The sequence below is a fragment of the Phenylobacterium sp. genome (assembly GCF_044372605.1).
In the GTDB taxonomy this organism is placed as follows: Bacteria; Pseudomonadota; Alphaproteobacteria; order Caulobacterales; family Caulobacteraceae; genus Phenylobacterium.
Window position 1 is genome coordinate 1 of record NZ_JBILRO010000340.1, and the last position, 2,570, is coordinate 2,570.

3 protein-coding genes are annotated in these 2,570 nt (G+C 65.8%); 2 read left to right on the top strand and 1 reads right to left on the bottom strand.

Annotated elements, in window-relative coordinates:
• Positions 1 to 79 precede the first annotated feature (79 nt).
• Positions 80 to 412 (top strand): helix-turn-helix domain-containing protein, encoded by a 333-nt coding sequence (locus ACIQ42_RS17895; RefSeq protein ID WP_397423581.1) that lies wholly within the window; start codon positions 80 to 82, stop codon positions 410 to 412.
• Complete coding sequence (locus ACIQ42_RS17900; RefSeq protein ID WP_397423582.1) at positions 405 to 1,652, top strand: type II toxin-antitoxin system HipA family toxin; 1,248 nt, start codon at positions 405 to 407, stop codon at positions 1,650 to 1,652. The genes ACIQ42_RS17895 and ACIQ42_RS17900 overlap by 8 nt, the downstream gene beginning before the upstream one ends.
• A gap of 425 nt (positions 1,653 to 2,077) precedes the next feature.
• On the opposite strand, the gene ACIQ42_RS17905 is transcribed toward ACIQ42_RS17900, so the two are convergent.
• The coding region (locus ACIQ42_RS17905) for an IS6 family transposase (RefSeq protein WP_397423583.1) at positions 2,078 to 2,570 on the bottom strand (493 nt) is incomplete at its 5' end.

The window sequence follows — 2,570 nt, forward strand, 5'->3', positions numbered from 1 at the left end:
GGTGTTCCTCTAAGCCACTGACTTTAATGAGAACTTGGTGATACATAATCCGTGATTAGCGGAGCGCGAAGGTGCCATCATGGCAACGCCACACCATCCCTCGACTGCCGTTCGCCACAGCCTTCGCAAGCTAGGGGGCGACATCAAGGACGCACGCCGGCGTCGTGGCTTGCCGGCGGAGGTCGTCGCCGAGCGCGCCTTCACGTCACGTTCCACCCTGCGCCGGATAGAGGCTGGCGACAACGCCGTGGGCATCGGCATCTATGCAGCGGTGCTTCAGGCTTTGGGTCTGCTGGACCGGCTTGGAGACATGGCCGCGCCGGGCCAGGACGAGGTCGGCCTCTCGATGGCGTCCCAGGCCCTGCCCATGCGCGTGCGGCTCAAGCGGGTGAGAGCGGGCGACCATGGCTGACGTTGAGGTTCACATCGACTTCTCTGCCGGCCTGCGCCGGGTCGGCACGCTCCACCGTCAGCCGCGGCGCGGCGGGGAAGCCGTGGTCTTCGAATATCATCCCGCCTGGTTGGCGGACGCGGCCCGCTTTTCACTGGAGCCCGCATTGACCCTGGGCCAGGGCGCGTTCGCGCCGGCCGCGGGCCTGTCGATGTTCGGCTCGATTGGCGATTCCGCGCCCGACACCTGGGGCCGCCGGCTGATGCAGCGCGCCGAACGCCGCCAGGCCGAGCGTGACGGCCGCCCGCTGCGCGCGCTCTCGGACGCCGACTACCTCCTGGGCGTGGCCGACGTATCCCGGCTGGGCGCGTTGCGCTTCCGCGAGCCCGGCGAAGCCGATTTTCGGGCTCCGACCCAAACCGGTGTGCCGGGCCTCGTCGAGCTGGGTCGGTTGATGGGCGTCACCGAGCGCATCCTGCGCGATGAAGAGACCGACGAAGATCTCGCGATGATCTTCGCGCCCGGCTCCTCACTGGGCGGCGCGCGCCCCAAAACTTCGGTGATCGACCAGCATGGCAGCCTGTCGATCGCTAAGTTTCCCAAAGAGACCGACGACTACAGCATCGAGCTCTGGGAAGGGGTGGCGTTGAGGCTGGCCGAGCGCGCCGGCATCCGCACGCCGCGTCATGATCTGGTGAAGGTCGCGGACAAGTCCATTCTGCTGTCCCGACGTTTCGACCGAGATGGCGAGACGCGCATTCCCTTTCTGTCAGCCTTGTCGATGCTGGGGCTGCGCGACGGCGAACGCGGCAGCTATCCCGAGCTGGTCGATGTGCTCACCCGACATGGCGCCCAGGCCAAGCAGGACGCCGTCGAGCTCTATCGGCGAATGGTGTTCAACGTCCTGATCTCCAACGTCGATGACCATCTGCGAAACCACGGCTTCCTGTGGGCGGGACAAAGCGGCTGGACCCTTTCGCCCGCCTACGACCTCAACCCCACGCCGACCGACGTCCGGCCGCGCATCCTCACCACCAACATCGATCTGGATGAAGGCACCTGCGACCTGGGCCTGGTGGAATCGGTCGCTGAACTCTTCGGCCTTGGTCCAAAACCCGCACGCGAGATCATCGCGCAGGTCGGCCAGGCCACACGGGTCTGGCGCGATGTCGCCGCCGAGGCCGGCACCCGGCCCGCTGAGGTCCGGCGTATGCAAAGCGCCTTCGAGCACGCGGATCTGGAGCGGGCATTGGCCATCTGATTCTGCGCCAGCGGGCTCGACGGCTGGGCGGCGTCCGCAAGGGAGAGGTGGCCTTGGGTCCGGCCGCCCACGCCATGATCGCGATTTCCGACCGAAACCGCTGGCCGCTGGCCGTGAGCGCGCGAAGCGGGCCTTGGCCACGCCCAATTAAACTTGTTGGTAGGATTGCTGGTGCGATCCCGCGCCAGCAGGGCCACGCCGATGGGGGTATGGGTCCTGCAGCCTCCACCACGTAGGGCAAGCCGCAAACTGTTATTGGCGCCGCTGCTGGTATTTCGAGCGCCAGATTCGTCACGTCCAGCGGCCTGTGGGTTCTGCCAGCTCCACCAACGGAGACGAGTTGTTGCCCGACTCGTCGCTGGTGCTGTCAGCCCAACGGCAACTCGTCTCCAGTTTGGCGCAAATTCCCCAACCCCGGCCTGGCCTTAGCCCATGACGGCGCGCCACTCAGCCAAGGCGGCTGAGCGTCGCTCGCGATAGAGGTCTCGGCTGATGAGGTGGCGTTCCTGATTGAAGTGGTTGTGGACCGTGCCGTGGACGGCGGCGAATTTTTGGAGGGTCTTCATCCTCCGAAATCGCTCCATGATGCGCTCTCGTCGTCGGAACGGCTGGTGTGAGTTTTCCGTCCGGTTGTTGAGCCAGCTGCCCACCTCCTGACAGTCGGTGCTGCCGATCTCTTTCATGGCGGCTCTGTACGATCGCAGCCCGTCCGTCACCACAGCTTGCGGCCGGCCGTGACGCTTCAGCGCCCGCTTGATGAAGGCGAGAGCTGCGGCCTTGTCCCGGGTTTTGGTGACGTAGGATTCCAGCACCTCGCCCTCGTGGTCGACGGCCCGCCACAGATAGCGCATCTCGCCATTGATCTTCACGTAGACCTCGTCGAGATGCCATCGCCAGTGGGTGTGCGACCGCATCCTG

What these genes read in the sequence shown, in the direction of transcription:
- ACIQ42_RS17895 (WP_397423581.1), top strand. Translation starts at nt 80, where the DNA reads ATGGCAACGCCACACCATCCCTCGACTGCCGTTCGCCACAGCCTTCGC.
- ACIQ42_RS17900 (WP_397423582.1), top strand. Translation starts at nt 405, where the DNA reads ATGGCTGACGTTGAGGTTCACATCGACTTCTCTGCCGGCCTGCGCCGG.